We start from the raw sequence: 17,869 nt of genomic DNA on the forward strand, positions 1-17,869 counted from the left end.
TTTTTTTTAATTTAAGGATGTTTTATTTATAAACACTTTCTTTTTTAAAATGCAATGTCAGTAAATAATACACAACTGCTCTGTATTTATGTTTATTCGAATGTCCGTATTTTTCAAGAACGGCATGAATTGCAGCTTCTAACTCCGGACCGTTTGGTAATCCTAACTTTTTAATCAGGAAATTGTTTTTAACTGTATCTATTTCTGAATGTTGAGTTGCTGCAACTGTCGATGCATCCGCATTATAGATACTTGGTCCACAACCAATAGTAACTTTTGTAAGCAAATCCATATTGGGAGTTACTCCGCATTTTTCTTTTAAATCTGTAGCATACTTTTTAATTAACTCTTCTCTTGCGCTCATAATAAATTTTTAAATTAGACTATATTTTGAATAGCCAAATTTAAAGATATATCTTACATAAAATATTATTTTGTGTTAATTTATTTACAAAATTAAATTAGTTGCTTAAAGTAGTTTTTCAAAATCACATCATTTTCAAATGTTGGGGTGAAAACTTCTAATATCGCCGCAGCATTATCATCATTATAAAGTGATGTAATATTTTTCTCTAAAGATGGTACGTCAGTTGCAGTGTAATAAGTCATTTTATACATTTTGGCTAAATGTTCCGCGGTTAGTTGGTGTGACGTTTCAAAATAGGTATTGAAAACAGGTTTTTCCTCATGTCCGGGTAAAATTCTGAAGATTCCTCCTCCTCCATTATTAATTAAAATGATTTTAAAGTTTTTTGGAATATAAGCGTTCCATAATGCATTACTATCGTATAAAAAACCAATATCGCCTGTAATAAAAATAGTTGGTTTGCCGCTTCCTACAGCTGCGCCAATTGCGGTTGATGTACTTCCGTCGATTCCGCTCGTTCCACGATTACAAAATACTTCTATTGATGGATCAAGATGAATTAACTGTGCGTATCGAATTGCCGAACTATTGCTAATTTGCAACTGACTGTCAACTGGTAACGTTTCCAGTACTTTTTCGAATACTTTAAAGTCTGAAAATGAAATTTTATCTAAATATTCCTGTCTTCTTATTTTTCTTAAAGAATAAATCGTATCAATTTTAGAAAAATAATCACTTTCTACTTGTACAGATTGAGGCAGTAACGCTTTGAAAAAATCATTTGGCGTCATCACAAAATGTTGTGTCAAAGCCCCAAATGTATCATAGGCGCGTAATGTATCAATGTGCCAATGGTGTTTTGGTTTGTATTTTCGTAAAAATGCCTTGATTCGTTTAGAAACAATCATTCCTCCAAAAGTGATCAGAATTTCGGGCTGAAAAGCTTTAAAATCAGTATCGTCAAATGGCGTTATTAGCGTGTCTATACTGTTGATAAAGCTTGGGTGGTGTAAATTTGATGTTGTTTCTGTTAAAACCACAATTGACGGATCATTGGCAAAATTATCAACGATTTCCTGATCTATTGAATTGGCTTCGTTTACTCCTACTAGAACTAATTTACGTTTAGCCGAATTCCAAATAGAAAGTACATCTTCGATATTTTCAATTATTTTTGTTCCGATAATTTCTTCAGAATGTGTAATTTTTGACTTTACCGAAAGTGTATCGACTGTTTCATATAATGGTTCTTCGAATGGCGCGTTGATGTGAACCGGTCCTTTTTGAAGAATGGCGGTTTCGATCGCTTTATTGATTTTTAAATCATTTTCTACAGAAGCATCTTCGTTTAAATTGGCATTAAATACAGAATGATTCTGAAAAACATTTTCCTGACGAATGGTTTGTCCGTCGCCAATATCAATTTTGCTTTGCGGACGATCTGCCGAAATTACAATCAAAGGAATCTGACTGTAAAATGCTTCAGCTACAGCCGGATAATAGTTTAATAATGCTGATCCTGAAGTACAAACAATCGCAGTTGGTAATTTAGTTTGTTGCGCAATTCCTAATGCAAAAAAAGCAGCGCAGCGTTCATCTGCAATGCTGTAACATTTAAAATTAGGATTTTGTGCAAACCCAATTGTTAAAGGTGCGTTTCTGGATCCGGGAGAAATGATAATATTGGTGATTCCTTTTGCTAAACAAATTTCGATAATGCTTTGTGCAAGCGCTATTTTGGGGTAAATCATTATGATGGCGTATTACTTTTTTAAAGAAAATCTAAAAAGTACAAGATTTCTTTTTTGATATCACAAAGTTACAAACTTCGCACTGGATTTAACTTATAAATAGGAAGATATTAAGGGTTGAATTTAGAAAAAGGGGATATATTTGTAAAATAGATTCTTTAATAAAAATTACTCTTTATGCGTTTCTTTTCTATATTTTTCCTTTTTGTTTCGTTACAAATCTTACATTCTCAAAATCAGTTTGTTCCTGATGATGTTCCCTATAAAACGGCTTTAGAAAATGCAAAAACAAAGGGAAAACCGCTTTTTATAATGCTTTACGCCGATTGGTGTCCGCATTGTAATCAAATGAAAAAAGAAGTTTTTAGCGATCCCGCTGTAATGGAATTTTTGAATAAAAACTATGTTTGCATCTGGAAAAATATAGAAAAAGAAGAAGGAACGGCATTAAAGAATAAATATAATACAAAATCACTGCCGACTTTTTTATTTTTAGATCCTAATACCGAAACGCTTTTATATGCTTTAAAAGGAGAGTCAAAAAAAGCCGAATTTTTAAATGAAGCAAATTATGCATTGAATCCAAAATTGCAATTGCCTTATTTAGAGAAAGAATTTATGGCTGATCCCGGCAACTCAAATACTTTTTTTAACTATTTGAATACTTTAAAGAAAGGAAAAGACAGAACTGATTTATCGATTCCTACTCATATTTACCTTAATACACAATCTGATACACAATTAGTAAACGAAACAAATTGGCGCATTATTGCAAATGGTGTAACTGATATTAAGTCAAGAGAATTTCAATATGTATTACACCATCAGAAAGATTTTGCGGCTGTGGCTTCTCAAAATCGGGTTGATCGTAAAGTAGAAAGTATTGTAACAGAATTACTCCGACCTGATGTCGATAATTTAGATACTATTAATTATTATAAACACAGGGAAATTGCGAAATCGATAAAATTGCAGAAAACGGATTCTCTTGTTTTTAAATTTGATTTAACTTTGGCGGAAAGAACTGAAAAATGGCAATATTATAAAAAAGTTACACTTGAAGATACTCAGAAATTCGTTTGGAATGATGCCAGTTTTTTAAAAGATATTGGACAGACGTATTTAAAACATATTACCGATGAAGAAAGCCTGAAAAAATCGATTTTATGGGTAAAACATTCTTTAGAATTAAATGATTCTTATGATGGAAACCTTCTCTTGGCAAGACTTTATAATAAAATAAAGGATAAAAAATCTGCCATAAAATATGCCAAAGATGCGAAGGTTATTTGTACCGAAATGACCTGGAGTACAAAAGATGTTGATGCTTTATTAAAAGAATTAAACGCTAAATAAATATTTAAATTCCAAAAATAAAATTCCAATCTTAATAAACGTTTATTACTGCGTCTGGATTAGGAAATAAATAAAATAATTTATAATTATAACCACCATGAACCCAATACTAAGACCAGCTACAATAAATGATTTAGAGAAAATTCTTGAAATCGTAAATCATTCTATTATACACACAACTGCAAATTATAATTATGATGTGCAGACTATTGAAGTGCAAACAAAATGGTTTGAAGATAAAGAGGCCAAAAACCTCCCTATTGTTGTTGCGGAATTAAATGGCGAAGTGGTTGGTTTTGGGAGTTATGGGCAATTCCGCGAGAAAATTGGTTATCAATATACAGTAGAACATTCGGTTTATGTAATTGATAATGTGATAGGAAAAGGTATTGGATCTAAACTATTGCTTGAACTTATTCGTTTAGCAAAAGAACAAGGTTTGCATGTAATGATTGGTGCAATTGATGCTGATAATGCGGGAAGTATTGCGTTTCATGAAAAATTTGGATTTGTTGTAACCGGAACAATTCGTGAAGTGGGTTATAAATTTGATCATTGGCTTGATTTGGTTTTCATGCAATTGATATTGAAATAATCGCACACAGATGACACTGATTTAAACTGGTTTTCACGGTTTTTGTCATTTCGACGCAGGAGAAATCACAATAGAAACTCCACAGAGATGAAACTTTTATTAATGTAATACGACTGCGATTTCTCCTTCGTCTAAATGAAAATATTGTGGCTTCTATGTAATCAAAAAAACATAAAAAAATCCCCAAAACCTGAATTTTACTTCAATTTTGGGGATGTTATATTTTTTAGACTTTTAATTAACTTTTTATCCAGTTAACAACTTCTGGTTCTGTCACCAATGTTCTTGGTTTGATTACTTTTACCAATTCTCCCTTTTCGTCGATTAGGTATTTTTGAAAGTTCCACTCTACTTCAGAATCTTGTAAGCCATTTTTAGATTTTTGTGTCAGGAATTTGTACACTTCGCACATATCATCACCTTTTACAGAAACTTTGTCCATCATTGGGAATGTTACACCATAATTTTGTTGGCAAAACGTTTCGATTTCTTTGTTTGTTCCTGGTTCCTGAGAGGCAAAATTATTCGCAGGAAAACCTATAATTACAAAACCTTTGTCTTTATACTCTTTGTAAGTTGCTTCAAGATCTTTGTATTGAGGTGTTAATCCGCATTTTGAAGCGGTATTTACAATCATTACTTTTTTACCTTTTAAAGAGGCAAAATCAAATGTATCTCCTGATAAATCCTGTACTTTAAATTGGTAAATGTTTTCTTTTGCCATGACTTTATCAGTTTTAGATAATTTATTCTTACTTGTTTGAGCCTGAGCTTGTGAACTTAATAATAAGACAACGCTGCAAGCTAAAAATACTATTTTTTTCATTGTTTAATTTTTTATAAAATTAGTTAAAATCTGTTTTCGTTAATTACTTTGTCTGCTTTATTTTTATTAAACATAAGTTAAATAAAAAAAATGAAGCCTAACGTTAATCAGACGTTAGGCTTCCCCCCATACAAACAAATCAAACCATGAATTAATTGTTTCGTTTATTTTTTTATACTTTTTCAAATTATAGTTGATGTCCCGGTTATAGTGAAAATTATATTTTGAATTTATAATACCTTTAATTTTGTATATTATTTACTGGCGTTTATATCATAAAATTTACTAATTCTTTATGTTGAGATCATTCTGGTATTTTAAATTCTTATTTAATTTTCGGTTTGGAAGTCCGGAGACACCAACTAATCAATAAATTTGAATTAAATATTTTTGTTTTTAAAATTTCATTTTACAATGATAATAAACAGTATTACAAAAATTAATAAAACGAATATTTTCAGCATCTTCAAATTCATATTCTCGCTTTTCAATTAATCCTTTATCGTACTATATTAAAAATGAACTACAATTTTGTAAAATATGTTTTCGAAAATCACTTTCGGTAACATTCAATAATGCCAAAATTGCGGTTAAACCTATAATTACTATTTTTAAACTATATACGTTATACATGACGTTTTGGTTTTAATTATTGAGATTTACTTTACAGCTAATTTTTGTATAAATGTTAAAGTATATCATCATTATATTTTCATTGATAAAATAAAACATCAGAATTTTTCAATCGTTTATAATCTTCGTGCTATTTTACGGCATTATTGTTTTGATGTTATAATAGCATTTACGTAACTGGATTGCTTTTGGTTTTAAAAAAATAAAAAAAAAGTAATATTTTTTCTTAATGCTTGGTTTTACTAGGTTTTAGCCTGTTAAAAAATTTATGCTTTTCACAAAAAAATAAATTATCTTTATCTCTAAGTATAAAAAACTATACTAAATTTTTGTTTAAGCTTAAAATCCAGATCTATGAGTCAAGATGAGTTGTTAGTTTTAATTTACAAAAAAGACGAAAGAGCTTTTACCCATTTATATGATATGTACTCGAAAAGTTTATTTTCGGTTATTAACGTTCTTATAAAAAACCGCGAAGAAGCGGAAGATGTTTTGCAGGAAGTTTTTGTCAAAATCTGGAAAAATATCGATTCTTATAACGAAGGTAAAGGCAGATTTTATACGTGGATCCTTAATATAGCAAGGAATACGTCAATTGATAAGTTAAGATCTAAAAATTTTAATAACAGCCAAAAAAACCTTTCTTCAGATAATTTCGTAAATCTGTTAGACGACAGTAATAAACTCGTTAATAGAATTGATACTATTGGTATTCAGGAATTCGTCAAAAAACTGAAACCAAAATGTATTGAGATTATAGATTTATTATTTTTTAAAGGATATACCCAACAGGAAGCTTCAGAGGAATTAGCGATACCATTGGGAACTATCAAAACGCAAAACAGAAACTGTATTAATGATTTAAGAAATTACCTAAAAATATAATGGAAGCACAAGAATATATTGACTCAGGAATTCTGGAACTATATGTTTATGGTTTATTAACCGAAACTGAAAATCTGGAAATAGCCGAAATGGCGAAGAAGAATCCCGCAATGGATGAAGAAATTATTGCGATTGAAAGAGCTATTGTAGCTTTGTCATCCAGTTTTTCTCCTTTTCATTCGGTAGCCAATTTCGAGAAGATAAAAGCACGTTTAGAACTGAAACACGGCAAAGTAGTCGAAATGAAACCAGCATCAACCTGGTCTCAATATGTGGGCTGGGCCGCAGCTGTGTTATTGTTATTAGGTCTTGGGTATCAAACTCTTGAACTTACTAAAACAAAGGATGCTATTGCAACTGTTGGTACGGAGAAAAATAAAATCCAGAGAGACTTTGCTTATTTAGATTTGCAAAATAAACAAACTGAAAAGAACTTAAATATTGTTAGAGATATTAAAAATACCGGTGTAACGCTTGGTGGTCAGGCAGTTTCTCCGGCTTCATTTGCAAAAGTGTACTGGAATAAAGAAACAAAAACAACATATATTGATGCTGCGGGTTTACCAAAACCGCCTAAGGGAATGGTATATCAGGTTTGGGCTTTGAAATTAAGTCCGGTTCTTACGCCAACCAGTATTGGTTTATTGAGCGATTTTGAAGGAAATAATCAAAAGATATTCGCCGTTAGTCAAACAGATTCTGCTGAAGCTTTTGGTATTACTTTAGAACCTGCCGGAGGAAGTTTAACACCTACAATGGAGCAACTGTATACTTTAGGAAAAGTATAAGCTTAACTTTAGATAAAACTTAAAACGCATATTAATTTATTTTAATATGCGTTTTTTTATTATTTTTAATTCTGATACCTATCTCAACCAAACCAGTTTAAACCATGAACGGAACTTTACTTTTAAGATTTGCAGTTGCTGTTATTCTGCTTACCCATTCTGTTTTTGGAATGTTTGATAACGGAGTTAATGACTTTGGGAATTTATATTTAAACCAGATTGGCTTTGCTCCTTTTGGTGTATTTATTGCCTGGTTAATTAAATTATAGCACCTTGTTGCAGCTATACTTTTAATTGTAAATAAATATATTAAACTGGCAGGATTCGTTACCATTTTTGTCTTGATTATGGGTATTATATTAGTTCATTTTCAGGAAGGTTGGTTTGTAGTTGGCGGTGGTAGAAACGGTATGGAATATAACTTTTTACTCATCATAGTGTTGCTGACCGTTATGTATCCTAATGGATTTAAAAAAGAAATTAATCATTCAATAAATACCACAAATGGAAATAACCTGTAAAAATTGTTATCAGATTTATAAAGGACATTATTGCAATAATTGTGGTCAGCCTGCTGAAACCCATAAAATAAACTGGCATTTTTTGTGGCATGATATTCAGCATGGATTGTTGCATTTTGATGAAGGTATTCCCTATTCCTTAAAGCAGTTATTTACCAGACCGGGAAATTCTGTTAGGGAATTTATTGAAGGTAAAAGGATAAAACATTTTAAACCTTTGTCTTTAGTTGTCGTTTTAGCAACTCTGTATGGTGTTTTGTATCACTATTTTAAGATCAATTTGCTTCCGGCAAAAACTGATGTCAATTTAAATTATGTTGAATTCAACGAATGGATGTCTACTCATTTTTCATGGATAACAATCGCTACAATTCCTTTTTTTACCTTAGGAACTTATATTTGCTTTAGAAAACAGGGATATAATTTTGTAGAATATTTTGTTTTAAACACATTTAAAGCTTCTCAGAAACTTTTTTCCCATATTTTACTATTTCCATTGCTAATATATTATAATGGAACACCAGAGATTCAAAAGGTCACAAGTTTTATTTATGCTGTTGACATTGTACTGATATTCTGGACTAATATTCAGTTTTTTAATAAGATGTCAAAAGTAAAAGCTTTCTTTTTATCCGTATTAAGTCATATCATTTTTTTAATTTGTTTTGTATTAGTAATGGCAATTATTCTTGTGTTATCAGGAAAACTATCTCAATAAAAAACTTAGAAAAGAAAATACTGACCTATTTTCTTTTTTGTTTAAATACTATATCGTAATATTGCAATATAAAAATATAACAATGGGAGCTACTAAAACAGATCACTTTACAGACAAACAAAACGAGTTGGCTATTTTGACCAAAGCTTTAGGTCATCCGGCCAGAATTGCCATTATAGAATATTTGCTTAAAGTAAATGCTTGTATTTGCGGCGATATTGTCAATGAACTTCCGCTTTCTCAGCCCACGGTTTCCCAACATTTAAAAGAGCTTAAAAACGCTGGTTTGATTAAAGGAAATATTGAAGGAAATGCAATTTGTTATTGTATTAACGAAACTGGATTTGAGAAAATAAAAATTTTCTTCAACGAAATTCACTTTCATTTAGAAAAAAGAAAACAAGAATGTTGTTAACTATTCAATCATATTATTATGAAACTATCAGAAATAAAAAAAATACTGACTACTGTTGCATCAGTAAATTTTCAATTACCGAATGGAAAATTTGTACCGGAATATTTTCACGTAACCGAAGTTGGTCTGATTACCAAAAACTTTATCGATTGTGGCGGAGTTGTTCGAAAAGAAACTGTGGTGAATTTTCAGCTTTGGGATGCGAGTGATTATGAGCATCGGTTAAAACCAAATAAGTTAATTCATATTATCGAACTTTCAGAAAAAGTATTGAAAATTGAAGATTTTGAAATCGAAGTGGAATATCAGGATACTACAATCGGAAAATATGATTTAGGTTTTAACGGAAAGGATTTTCTATTACTGAACAAAACTACTGCTTGTTTAGCACAGGATCAATGCGGGATTACATCTGAAAAACCAAAGCTTAAATTAATACAATTAAACGCTGATGAAGTAAATTTATGTACTCCCGGTGCAAGCTGTTGCTAATTTTAAATTTATACTATGCAGAATCAAAATATTTTATTTCCAGAAATTCAATCTTTAGTTCAATCATTTGATTTTACAGGAATTACAAAAGAACGCACACACACACTACAACCTATTGTTGATTTTATACAGCTAAAATTTGATAACCAACAAGAGATCAGATTGAACCTGATTTGTACACATAATTCCAGAAGAAGTCATTTCTCTCAAGTTTGGGCACAAACTGCTGCACATTATTACGGAATAAAAAACGTATTTTGTTATTCTGGAGGAACACAAGCTACAGCATTATTTCCTAAAGTTATTGAAACATTAGAAAAATCGGGTTTTAAAATAAAGAAATTATCAGAAGTAAATAATCCTGTTTACGCCATAAAATTTTCTGAGAATGAAACTCCCGTAATCGGTTTCTCTAAAACTTATGATGATGATTTTAATCCGGTGAATGGTTTCGCAGCAATTATGACGTGTTCTCAGGCTGATGGCGATTGCCCTTTTATTGCCGGAGCTGAAAAACGTATTCCTGTAAATTTTGATGATCCAAAAGCTTTTGATGATACTCCACAACAAACTGAAAAATATCAGGAACGAAACCTTCAAATTGCAATTGAAATGTTTTACATATTCTCACAAATAAAAAAATAAAATGGATTTAAATCATTGTCATCCTGCTGGAGAAAGAAAAAAATTAGGTTTTCTGGATCGTTTTCTAACGCTTTGGATTTTTATGGCTATGATCATTGGTGTCTCAATAGGATATTTTTTACCGTCAAGCGGAAATTTCATTAATTCATTTTCGAACGGAACAACAAATATTCCGTTGGCTGTTGGTTTAATTTTGATGATGTATCCGCCACTCGCTAAAGTAAATTATGAAAAAATGAGTGAGGTTTTTAAAAATACGAAGGTATTAGGCGCCTCACTATTTTTAAACTGGATTGTTGGACCTCTTTTGATGTTTGCTTTGGCGTTATTATTTCTAAAAGATTATCCTGAATATATGATTGGTTTAATATTAATTGGATTAGCGCGCTGCATTGCCATGGTTGTAGTCTGGAATGATTTAGCAGATGGAAATCGTGAATATGCCGCTGGATTAATTGCCTTAAACAGTATTTTTCAGGTTTTACTTTATAGTGTTTATGCTTATATTTTTATAACTGTTTTACCTCCGTATTTTGGATATAAAGGTTTTAATGTCAATATCAGTATTATTCAGATTGCAGAAAGTGTTGGTATTTATTTAGGAATTCCCTTTGCACTTGGAATCATAAGTCGGTATGCATTAATAAAGCTAAAAGGAAAAGAATGGTTTCAAACTAAATATATTCCTTTTATATCGCCTGTTACTTTAATTGCTTTGCTGTTTACTATTATCATCATGTTTAGTTTAAAAGGGAAATTGATTGTGCAGATTCCTTTAGATGTTGCTAGGATCGCTATTCCTTTGGTACTCTATTTTACGGCGATGTTTATTATAAGTTTTTTTACTGGAAAGTATTTTGGTGCAGATTATTCTAAAAGTACTGCAATTGCCTTTACAGCAACAGGAAATAATTTTGAATTGGCAATTGCAGTTGCGATCGGCGTTTTTGGAATCAATAGCGGTCAGGCTTTTACTGGCGTAATTGGTCCATTAGTCGAAGTTCCAGCTTTGATTGCTTTAGTGAATGTTGCTTTTTGGTTTAGAAAGAAGTTTTTTTAATGAGCTGCTAAGTTCTAAATGTAAAGATTATAAGATTCTTAGATTTCTCCTAATTATTAGGATTTCTTCTGAAAACAAATCCCCTAACCCTGATAGAAGTGGAAATCCTTTTGCTTTTTTCTTTAAAAAGCAAAAGATTGAAACGGATAGCAGGAAATAGCTCCTGACTAAAAAAAGTTTCATGTTTCATGTTTGTCTCAAGTTTCATGTTTGTCGTTACTGGAAAAAATATAAAAACAAAAAAGGCTCAACCGTAAAGTTGAACCTTTTTTTATGAATTAATAAAAACTATTTTGTATTACTTTTTCTTGCTTTTGTAATGTTTACGGTATTTAGGATATGTGATGGCTCCAATAATTGAAATAGTTCCTAATGAATACCAGATCCAGCTTAATGAATGTGCTTCTCCGCTTGCGTATGAATGCAGACCAACTAAGTGAAAGTTTACTCCGTAATAGGTAAACAAAATAGAAACAAAGGCGTACATACTCATTAAATTAAAGAACCATTTTCCTCTTAGTGAAGGCACAAAACGAGCGTGAATCACAAAGGCATACACCATAATCGAGATTAAAGCCCAGGTTTCTTTTGGATCCCATCCCCAGTAACGTCCCCAGCTTTCGTTTGCCCATTGTCCGCCTAAAAAGTTACCTATTGTCAACATTATCAAACCAATAGTCAAGGACATTTCGTTGATATACGTGATTTCTTTGATGTTTAAATCCATTTTGGCTTTGTTATTTTCATTGGTAAAAAAGATCAAAATCAATGCTACAAAACCTAAAATCATTCCTAGTGCAAATGGTCCGTAACTTGCTACAATTACTGCAACGTGAATCATTAACCAATAAGAGTTTAGAACCGGCTGTAAGTTTGCAATTTCAGGATCGATCCAGTTCGCGTTTGCTGCCATAAAAATCATTGCCGTTACAAATGCTGCTGATGCTACGGTAAGTTTTGATTTGCGGTCAAATGCCAGACCAAAGAACATGGTAGCCCAGGCAACGTATACAATAGCTTCGTAAGCATTACTCCACGGCGCGTGTCCTGAAATATACCAACGTCCTATTAATGCAATTGTATGAAATGCAAATATGGTTCCTATCAATATATGAAAACCATTTACTGTGATTCGTAACCATTTTTTATCAAAAAAGATACTAAAAAGTGTAAAAATCAGCATAAAGATTCCGGCAAGCGAATACCAATAAAACATTTTTGGTAAAATATTGTAGGTGTTATACGCTATTTCAAGATCGATTTTTTTGTCACTTGGTCGAACTGCACTTCCAAATTTCTTTTGGAAACCATTGATACTTTCTACCAAATGATCTGCATTTGTAAAATCTTTTGAAATTGCTCCGTTGTTTAAAGCGCTAAAATACATTGGTAAAATTTGCTTTACATACGTAGAATCCATTCCTTTTAATCCTGCATTTTGAATTTCTAAGTACGAAATCCATTTGTTATTAGGATCATTTGGAATCGGGAAAATTTTCAGGATACTTCCGCTTAACGCAGATTCCATTAAGTTTACTTTTTTATCCGTTTCGATAAAACCTTTCTCAAAATTATTTGGATTTGCTGCTTTGTATGCTGCATCTAAATAAGGAGAAAGTTTGTAGTTTCCGTTTTCATCAAAGAATTTTACAAAAGGAGCAAATTTAGCTTCTTTTTCAATTCCGATAATTCTGCGAATACTATCATTTTCAGGTTTAATATAGATAAGGGGAATCTGTATCCAAACCTGAGCATATTGTGTCATTGACAAAAATACCTGATCAGAATTCATTCCGTTATACGTATCATCATGGCTTACTTTTCTCAATAATTCAGAAGAGAAAGTATTAATAGGTTTCATTCTACCTCCTGCATCCTGAATAATCAAACGCCCAAATTTTGCTGCGTGCGCTTCCGGTGCTTTATAGATTGTCAATAATGAATCTAATTGTTTTTGACTTGGCGGTGCTGTTACGTGGTTTGCGTGATCGTTAGGATCTGTTGTATGATTGTGCTCGTGTCCCGGTGTGTGAACATGCGGTGCCTGAGCAAAACCACTTAAACTGATCATTAAAACCAAAATGGTAATTAATTTTTCTTTCTTTTTTTTCACGCCTTCTAGTTTGCGTTTTAGATCTGCAAAACGAGAATGTTTGGTAAACATGATTGCCATTAAACCAAAAAATAACATAAAATATCCTAAATAAGTTATTGATGTTCCCCAAAAATCGTGGTTTACAGATAATACTGTTCCTTTTTCGTCCGGATCAAATGAAGATTGAAAAAATCTATATCCTTTATAATCTAATACATTATTCATAAAAATTCTGGCATCAAAAGTTTCTGATGAATCCTGAACGGTTACTTTACTTTCAAAAGCCGAATAACTTTTCTCTGTTCCTGGATATTTTGTCGCGATAAAGTCGTTTAATTTTACTTTAAAAGGCAAGATATACGCTTTACTTCCGTAGAATAAACTGTATTCAATTTTACCAATTTTTACTGTTTGAGGTTCTCCTACGCTTCCTTTTGAACCTAAAAGGCGAACTTCTTTTTCCTGACCGTCGGCTTTTACTTTTACAATCAAAGCGTCGTTATGAGATTTTGCTTTAAAATCTTTATTGGATTCATAATCAACAATTCCTTTTACGGCAGGATCAGGAAATACGATACGGATATCGCCAATACTGTATAAGGAACGCATCATTAAAGGCTGAACATTATCTTTGGTTACAGTTCCTTTTAACTTATCTGCCATTCGCATAAATTCCCCTTCAAAAGGAGTCTGAATCGTATATTTTTCGCCTTTAGTATTGATATTAATTGCGCCATCTGTTGGTTTATTAAGGGCAAACAACACATTATGAATGTTTTGAACTTCCCCTTCTTTTAGGAAATGTTCTTCACGCCCACCTGCTCCTGCTTCAACCAGTTTAAGGTATAAAGTTCCGTTTGCAGTTGGTTTTATAGTTTCTTTTGCTCCCATAATATAATTTACGTAACTCACTTCAAAAGGAGTTTCATCAAATTTACCTGAAAGTGTAAAATCGTTATTCGTTACAGGCGAGAACAATAAAGCTTTATCAAAAACCCTGCGTTTCATTTCGCCTTTGTATTCTCCATCTGCAAAAACGGTTAAGAATGTTTTATCTGAAAAAATTTGGTTTTCGGCAGCGCCTTCACGAATGGGCATCATTCCTTCGTAGCTGATATAACGTGTTATAAATGCTCCTAACAGAATAAAAATAAAAGCAATGTGAAGTATTAGAGTTGCCCATTTTTCTTTTTTATGCAATTGATAACGCTTGATGTTTCCAAAGAAATTGATCATAAAAAAAACCATTATTGCTTCAAACCACCAGGTATTATAAATTAAAATTCGGGCTGTGTCTGTGTTGTATTTACTTTCGATAAAAGTACCAACACCCATTGCGATTGCAAATGTTAAAAAAAGAACAGACATTAATCGTGTAGAAAACAAAAAAGAGAATATTTTTTTATCCATTTTTGAGGAATTACATTGTATAAAAGTGGCACAAAAGTACTTAAAAATGTTGAGTTCCAATATTTGAACTTTGTTAATAAAAACTAAAAAAAGGTGATATAATTAAATTGAATTCTTAAAATAGTGTACTAAATTCTATAAATTTAAATAGTAAATTTTTTATTTAAATTAGATATTTATCACAGATGTAAGGGATTAAATAGAATTTTAAAATTTTTACCTACTCTTTTCTTATAGTAGAAATAAGCACCAATAACAATTCTTCCTTATAATACGTTTGAATATCATTAACAAATAATATTAAGTAAAAATAAGTTTAATCAGTTTTATCTGTGACCAAAGTTTATTTTCATAATTCTGTTTAAAAAAATTAATGCTAATTTTGCGCTATGATTCGAATAACGTTATTAGGTTCCGGAAATGTTGCACAACATTTAATTAAAGCTTTTACCAAAAGTGAAACTATCGAAATTGTGCAGGTATATTCGAGAAAAAAGGAAAATCTGGCTTCTTTAATCGATTTTGATAAAATTGTAAATGATTTTGAAGACTTAAAAGAAGCTGATTTATATATTATAGCAGTTTCTGACAAGGCTATTGCAGAAGTTTCCAGACAATTGCCTTTTCAAAACCAAATCGTAGTTCACACATCTGGCGCGGCTTCTCTTGATGTTTTAGATATAAAAAACAGAAAAGGTGTTTTTTATCCGTTGCAGACATTTTCTAAAAGCAAAGAAATTGATTTTTCTGCGGTTCCCATGTGTTTGGAAGCTGAAAATACTTTTGATTTTCATGTTTTAGAAACTGCTGCAAAAAGTATTTCAAACGTGGTTCATGCCATCAATTCAGATCAAAGAAAAGCGTTGCATGTTGCGGCGGTTTTTGTGAATAATTTCACCAATTACTTATATCAAATAGGACACGAAATTTGTGAAGAACATCAGGTTCCTTTTGAAATTTTAAAACCTTTGATTCAGGAAACTGCAGAAAAAATAAATACACTCGATCCAATTGACGCGCAAACTGGTCCTGCAAAACGCAATGATTTAACTACAATCGAGGCTCATTTAGATTATTTATCAAATGAGAATCAAAAGAATATCTATAAAATAATAACACAATCTATACAGAATAATGGCAAAAAGTTATAAGGAAATAATGAACGACATCACAACATTTGTTTTTGATGTTGATGGCGTACTTACAGACAGTTCGGTTTTTGTAACCAATGAAGGAGAAATACTTCGCACAATGAATATTCGTGACGGTTATGCAATGAAAGCAGCAGTTGAAAGTGGCTATAATGTTTGCATTATTTCTGGCGGAAGCAACGAAGGCGTTCGTATTCGTTTGCATAATCTTGGTATTAAAGATATCCATTTAGGAACTCCTGATAAAGTAAAAACTTTTAAAGAATACACTGATACATATAAAATTAACCCGGAAGAAGTATTGTATATGGGCGATGATATTCCTGATTTTCATGTAATGAAATTAGTAGGATTACCAACTTGTCCGCAAGATGCAAGCCCTGAAATTAAAAATATATGTCGTTATATTTCGCACGTAAAAGGCGGAAAAGGCGCTGCACGCGACGTCATCGAGCAAGTAATGAAAGTACAGGGAAAATGGATGGAACATTTTAGCGGGAAACACGATTAGGTAATTGTTTTAGTCTCAGTTTTCAGTAACAGTTTACAGTGATTTGCTTGATATTATCTTTCTTTGTTTAAGTTTTCAAGAGAAACCTTTGAACCTCAGAACCTGTGTTCCTTTGTACCTTTAAAAAAAACCTTAAAAAAATGAAATTCCTCAAACTCATTCGATATAAAAACCTTTTGATGCTTGCTTTTATGCAGATATTATTTCGCTATGCTTTTTTAAAACAGCAGAATATTCCTTTGGCTTTAGCCGACTGGCAATATGCATTATTGGTTTTAAGTACCGTTTTACTGGCTGCTGCCGGTTATGTCATTAATAATATTTATGATGTCGCCACAGATTCTATCAATAAACCAAATGATGTTGTTGTAGGCAAAGGAATCTCAGAAACTGCTGCTTATAATATTTATATAGGACTTAATATTTCGGGCGTTGCGCTTGGTTTTTTATTATCCAATATTATTATGAGACCAATGTTTGCTTCATTATTTATTTTGATTGCTTCATTGCTTTATTTTTACGCTACGACCTTAAAACAAATCATGATTTTAGGCAATTTTGTTGTGGCAGCATTACTTTCTGTGAGCGTTATTATTATTGGTGTTTTTGATTTATTTCCTGCAACCAATTCTGAGAATCAGGCACAAATGGCAAGTTTCTTTTCTATATTAACAGATTATGCTTTGTTTGCTTTTATGATCAATTTTATACGTGAAATTATTAAAGATATCGAAGATGTAAACGGCGATTACAACCAGGGGATGAATACATTACCAATTGCAATAGGAATTAGCCGTGCTGCTAAAATAGCTGTAGCTTTTGCTGTTGTATCTTTTATTTTATGCTTGCTTTATGTCAATAAATACTTTTTTGACAATAATCTTTTTATCGCGACATTTTATGCCTTCGCATTTGTTTTGGCTCCGCTATTGTACTTTATTGTAAAAATAGTTGGTGCAAAAGGTCAAAAAGATTATCATCATTTAAGTATGGTTTTAAAGCTGATTTTGTTTTTCGGAATCTTATCAATTTTGGTTATAACAATTAATATCAAGTACAATGCTTAAAGAAAAATTAAAAAAGTATACTTTAATATTAGCATCGGAATCGCCTCGCAGACAGCAATTTTTCAAGGATTTGGATCTTGATTTTGAGATTAGATTAAAAGATATTGAAGAAATTTATCCACCAGAATTAAAAGCAGTTGAAATAACTGATTTTTTAGCTCAATTAAAAGCAAACGCTTTTGATGGTGAACTGAAAGAAAATGAAATTCTCGTAACAAGCGACACCATTGTCTGGCATCAAAATAAAGCGTTGGGAAAACCAAAAAGTGCCGACGAAGCTTTTGAAATGATCAAATCAATGTCAAATACTACACATGAAGTATTTACATCAGTTTGCTTTAAAACCAACTCTGCTTCTACCCTGATTAATGATGTAACAAAAGTAACTTTCAACAATTTATCTGATGAATCTATTTTATATTACATCGAAAATTACAAACCTTATGATAAAGCCGGTGCTTACGGAATTCAGGAATGGTTTGGTTTTATGGCAGTTGCAAAAGTTGAAGGTTCTTATACCAATGTTATGGGCTTGCCAACAGCTAAAGTTTACGAATATTTGAGTACTTTAGTGTAAAAAATT

The 17,869-nt window shown here is 31.6% G+C and carries 18 protein-coding genes; 14 read left to right on the forward strand and 4 right to left on the reverse strand.

The window, feature by feature from the left end:
• Positions 1-22 precede the first annotated feature (22 nt).
• Positions 23-364 carry a DUF2853 family protein gene (locus ACHRVX_RS22825; RefSeq protein WP_395336652.1) on the reverse strand — a complete coding sequence of 114 codons (342 nt, stop codon included), beginning with the start codon at positions 362-364 and terminating at the stop codon, positions 23-25.
• Between the two features lie 92 nt (positions 365-456).
• Positions 457-2,118 (reverse strand): 2-succinyl-5-enolpyruvyl-6-hydroxy-3-cyclohexene-1-carboxylic-acid synthase, encoded by a 1,662-nt coding sequence (gene menD / locus ACHRVX_RS22830; protein ID WP_395336654.1) that lies wholly within the window; start codon positions 2,116-2,118, stop codon positions 457-459.
• Between the two features lie 177 nt (positions 2,119-2,295).
• Between menD and ACHRVX_RS22835 the strand changes: the two genes are divergently transcribed.
• Both ACHRVX_RS22835 and ACHRVX_RS22840 read left to right on the forward strand, forming a co-directional pair.
• A complete protein-coding gene (locus tag ACHRVX_RS22835; RefSeq protein WP_395336657.1) occupies positions 2,296-3,474 on the forward strand; it encodes a thioredoxin family protein in 1,179 nt (392 codons plus the stop codon).
• Between the two features lie 97 nt (positions 3,475-3,571).
• On the forward strand, positions 3,572-4,069 hold the full coding sequence (locus ACHRVX_RS22840) for a GNAT family N-acetyltransferase (protein ID WP_395336660.1): 498 nt from the start codon (positions 3,572-3,574) through the stop codon (positions 4,067-4,069).
• Positions 4,070-4,307: 238 nt separating this feature from the next.
• Here ACHRVX_RS22840 and ACHRVX_RS22845 read toward each other — a convergent pair whose 3' ends face one another.
• A complete protein-coding gene (locus tag ACHRVX_RS22845; protein ID WP_395336662.1) occupies positions 4,308-4,895 on the reverse strand; it encodes a glutathione peroxidase in 588 nt (195 codons plus the stop codon).
• 987 nt (positions 4,896-5,882) lie between these two features.
• Between ACHRVX_RS22845 and ACHRVX_RS22850 the strand changes: the two genes are divergently transcribed.
• From ACHRVX_RS22850 to arsB, 8 genes are all read left to right on the forward strand, one after another.
• Positions 5,883-6,413 (forward strand): RNA polymerase sigma factor, encoded by a 531-nt coding sequence (locus tag ACHRVX_RS22850; RefSeq protein ID WP_213296380.1) that lies wholly within the window; start codon positions 5,883-5,885, stop codon positions 6,411-6,413.
• Entirely contained in the window at positions 6,413-7,201 is a 789-nt protein-coding gene (locus ACHRVX_RS22855) for an anti-sigma factor domain-containing protein (RefSeq protein ID WP_395336665.1), read from the forward strand. Before ACHRVX_RS22850 ends, ACHRVX_RS22855 begins: the two co-directional genes overlap by 1 nt.
• Before the next feature lie 104 nt (positions 7,202-7,305).
• Complete coding sequence (locus tag ACHRVX_RS22860; RefSeq protein WP_395336667.1) at positions 7,306-7,470, forward strand: hypothetical protein; 165 nt, start codon at positions 7,306-7,308, stop codon at positions 7,468-7,470.
• A 235-nt stretch (positions 7,471-7,705) separates the two neighbouring features.
• Entirely contained in the window at positions 7,706-8,440 is a 735-nt protein-coding gene (locus tag ACHRVX_RS22865; protein WP_395336669.1) for a DUF3667 domain-containing protein, read from the forward strand.
• Between the two features lie 82 nt (positions 8,441-8,522).
• Positions 8,523-8,855, forward strand: coding sequence for an ArsR/SmtB family transcription factor (locus tag ACHRVX_RS22870; RefSeq protein WP_395336671.1), 333 nt, complete (start codon positions 8,523-8,525; stop codon positions 8,853-8,855).
• Positions 8,856-8,873: 18 nt separating this feature from the next.
• Positions 8,874-9,347, forward strand: coding sequence for a DUF6428 family protein (locus tag ACHRVX_RS22875; RefSeq protein ID WP_395336673.1), 474 nt, complete (start codon positions 8,874-8,876; stop codon positions 9,345-9,347).
• A 15-nt stretch (positions 9,348-9,362) separates the two neighbouring features.
• Positions 9,363-9,992 (forward strand): protein-tyrosine-phosphatase, encoded by a 630-nt coding sequence (locus ACHRVX_RS22880; protein WP_395336675.1) that lies wholly within the window; start codon positions 9,363-9,365, stop codon positions 9,990-9,992.
• 1 nt (position 9,993) lies between these two features.
• Positions 9,994-11,052: an ACR3 family arsenite efflux transporter gene (gene arsB, locus ACHRVX_RS22885; RefSeq protein WP_395336677.1), complete on the forward strand. Its 1,059-nt coding sequence runs from the start codon at positions 9,994-9,996 to the stop codon at positions 11,050-11,052.
• A gap of 298 nt (positions 11,053-11,350) precedes the next feature.
• Here the strand turns inward: arsB and ccsA are convergent, their stop codons facing one another.
• A complete protein-coding gene (ccsA, locus tag ACHRVX_RS22890; RefSeq protein WP_395336680.1) occupies positions 11,351-14,557 on the reverse strand; it encodes a cytochrome c biogenesis protein CcsA in 3,207 nt (1,068 codons plus the stop codon).
• A gap of 389 nt (positions 14,558-14,946) precedes the next feature.
• Between ccsA and ACHRVX_RS22895 the strand changes: the two genes are divergently transcribed.
• From ACHRVX_RS22895 to ACHRVX_RS22910, 4 genes are all read left to right on the forward strand, one after another.
• Entirely contained in the window at positions 14,947-15,708 is a 762-nt protein-coding gene (locus ACHRVX_RS22895; protein ID WP_395336682.1) for a Rossmann-like and DUF2520 domain-containing protein, read from the forward strand.
• Positions 15,692-16,219: a KdsC family phosphatase gene (locus ACHRVX_RS22900; RefSeq protein ID WP_395336684.1), complete on the forward strand. Its 528-nt coding sequence runs from the start codon at positions 15,692-15,694 to the stop codon at positions 16,217-16,219. The genes ACHRVX_RS22895 and ACHRVX_RS22900 overlap by 17 nt, the downstream gene beginning before the upstream one ends.
• Before the next feature lie 140 nt (positions 16,220-16,359).
• On the forward strand, positions 16,360-17,286 hold the full coding sequence (locus ACHRVX_RS22905; protein WP_395336686.1) for a geranylgeranylglycerol-phosphate geranylgeranyltransferase: 927 nt from the start codon (positions 16,360-16,362) through the stop codon (positions 17,284-17,286).
• Positions 17,279-17,863 (forward strand): Maf-like protein, encoded by a 585-nt coding sequence (locus ACHRVX_RS22910; protein WP_395336688.1) that lies wholly within the window; start codon positions 17,279-17,281, stop codon positions 17,861-17,863. The genes ACHRVX_RS22905 and ACHRVX_RS22910 overlap by 8 nt, the downstream gene beginning before the upstream one ends.
• Positions 17,864-17,869 lie beyond the last annotated feature (6 nt).

This window comes from Flavobacterium sp. FlaQc-47 (genome assembly GCF_044006475.1).
GTDB lineage: Bacteria > Bacteroidota > Bacteroidia > Flavobacteriales > Flavobacteriaceae > Flavobacterium.

Coding starts and splice junctions, on each gene's coding strand:
- ACHRVX_RS22845 (WP_395336662.1), bottom strand. CDS start 4,895: ATGAAAAAAATAGTATTTTTAGCTTGCAGCGTTGTCTTATTATTAAGT.
- ACHRVX_RS22870 (WP_395336671.1), top strand. CDS start 8,523: ATGGGAGCTACTAAAACAGATCACTTTACAGACAAACAAAACGAGTTG.
- ACHRVX_RS22835 (WP_395336657.1), top strand. CDS start 2,296: ATGCGTTTCTTTTCTATATTTTTCCTTTTTGTTTCGTTACAAATCTTA.
- ACHRVX_RS22875 (WP_395336673.1), top strand. CDS start 8,874: ATGAAACTATCAGAAATAAAAAAAATACTGACTACTGTTGCATCAGTA.
- menD (WP_395336654.1), bottom strand. CDS start 2,118: ATGATTTACCCCAAAATAGCGCTTGCACAAAGCATTATCGAAATTTGT.
- ACHRVX_RS22910 (WP_395336688.1), top strand. CDS start 17,279: ATGCTTAAAGAAAAATTAAAAAAGTATACTTTAATATTAGCATCGGAA.
- ccsA (WP_395336680.1), bottom strand. CDS start 14,557: ATGGATAAAAAAATATTCTCTTTTTTGTTTTCTACACGATTAATGTCT.
- ACHRVX_RS22860 (WP_395336667.1), top strand. CDS start 7,306: ATGAACGGAACTTTACTTTTAAGATTTGCAGTTGCTGTTATTCTGCTT.
- ACHRVX_RS22905 (WP_395336686.1), top strand. CDS start 16,360: ATGAAATTCCTCAAACTCATTCGATATAAAAACCTTTTGATGCTTGCT.
- arsB (WP_395336677.1), top strand. CDS start 9,994: ATGGATTTAAATCATTGTCATCCTGCTGGAGAAAGAAAAAAATTAGGT.
- ACHRVX_RS22900 (WP_395336684.1), top strand. CDS start 15,692: ATGGCAAAAAGTTATAAGGAAATAATGAACGACATCACAACATTTGTT.
- ACHRVX_RS22850 (WP_213296380.1), top strand. CDS start 5,883: ATGAGTCAAGATGAGTTGTTAGTTTTAATTTACAAAAAAGACGAAAGA.
- ACHRVX_RS22880 (WP_395336675.1), top strand. CDS start 9,363: ATGCAGAATCAAAATATTTTATTTCCAGAAATTCAATCTTTAGTTCAA.
- ACHRVX_RS22855 (WP_395336665.1), top strand. CDS start 6,413: ATGGAAGCACAAGAATATATTGACTCAGGAATTCTGGAACTATATGTT.
- ACHRVX_RS22825 (WP_395336652.1), bottom strand. CDS start 364: ATGAGCGCAAGAGAAGAGTTAATTAAAAAGTATGCTACAGATTTAAAA.
- ACHRVX_RS22840 (WP_395336660.1), top strand. CDS start 3,572: ATGAACCCAATACTAAGACCAGCTACAATAAATGATTTAGAGAAAATT.
- ACHRVX_RS22895 (WP_395336682.1), top strand. CDS start 14,947: ATGATTCGAATAACGTTATTAGGTTCCGGAAATGTTGCACAACATTTA.
- ACHRVX_RS22865 (WP_395336669.1), top strand. CDS start 7,706: ATGGAAATAACCTGTAAAAATTGTTATCAGATTTATAAAGGACATTAT.